Source organism: Pseudoalteromonas sp. APAL1 (assembly GCF_021532475.1).
Lineage (GTDB): Bacteria > Pseudomonadota > Gammaproteobacteria > Enterobacterales > Alteromonadaceae > Pseudoalteromonas > Pseudoalteromonas lipolytica_C.
The window spans coordinates 1-1,119 of sequence record NZ_JAKGAW010000107.1 but is presented as its reverse complement, the minus strand read 5'-3'; the positions used below and the strand labels follow the sequence as shown (position 1 = coordinate 1,119).

Annotated in this window: 1 protein-coding gene; it reads left to right on the top strand. The window is 43.3% G+C overall.

Translation table 11 applies throughout. From position 1 onward, the window contains the following. Positions 1 to 999: IS110 family transposase (locus L1264_RS21390; RefSeq protein WP_235404651.1), on the top strand; the 999-nt coding region annotated here is incomplete at its 5' end. Positions 1,000 to 1,119: the final 120 nt, after the last annotated feature.

Below are 1,119 nucleotides of genomic sequence, written 5' to 3'. Positions count from 1 at the left end.
AAAAATGTTTTTCAAGTCGGTAAGTTTCTTCATCAAAAACTACAAAGTAATAAAGCGGTGAGCAGAAAAGAGCTATTGACCATACTCACCACTTCTCCTTGTTGTAAAGTTGTCATGGAGTCATGTGGCGGTGCTCATTATTGGGCACGCAAAGCGCGTAGTGTTGGTCATGAAGTCGTGATTTTAGACCCTCGATTTGTCAAAGCATTTAGAGTTGGCCAGAAAACGGATGCAAATGATGTTATTGCAATAGCTGCCGCTTCTTTCTCACCCAATGTTCGCCCGTGTAAATCACTGACACAAGCACAGCAAAATCTACAATCGATAGAGCGAATGCGTGCGTTAGCTGAAAAGCAGAAACGGCAATTAGCTAATCAAATCAGAGGCTTGTTACTTGAATTTGGGATTGTAATCAAGCAATCGGAATGCGCGTTTAGGCAAGCTATCCCTGAGATTCTAGAGGATAGCGATAATGGATTAACCGCAGGTTTAAGGCAGTGTCTAGCTCAGTGCTATGAATTATTTAAAGCGCAATCAACATTAAAAGAAACATTAAATGAGTTACTGACAGGTTTAGTAAAACAAGATGAGCAGTGTGAACGCTTACTGGCACTTGAGGGTGTCGGGCCTATCACAGCGGTTGGTTTATTAATAAGCTTAAGTGACACAACCCATTTTACAAGTGGACGTAACGCGGCAGCCAATGTTGGTGTCACCCCTCGGCAACACTCAAGTGGAGGAAAAGTAAGAATAGGTCATATAGCCAAATACCGTGGCGAGATAACATTACGCAGCCACTTGTTTCTCGGAGCCAGAGCGGTCATCAGTCAGCTAAAGCATCGAGAGCCAAAAACGATAAAAGAACAATGGCTCAAAGCATTAGTTGAAAGGCGGGGTGTGAAGTGTGCCGCCATTGCGTTAGCAAATAAAACAGTTAGGACAGCGTATGCCATGCTGAAAAAGGGCACGAGTTATGAACCCAGTTTACTAGCCAATTAATATTTAGCCTTCAATAACAGAAACAACAGTATTGACCAAGAACCTGCGTTAAGCGGTTAGACCCACCCTTGATAGCCTGTAAAGTACCTGGCGTGTTAAAACACCGAGTAGGAGAAGAGG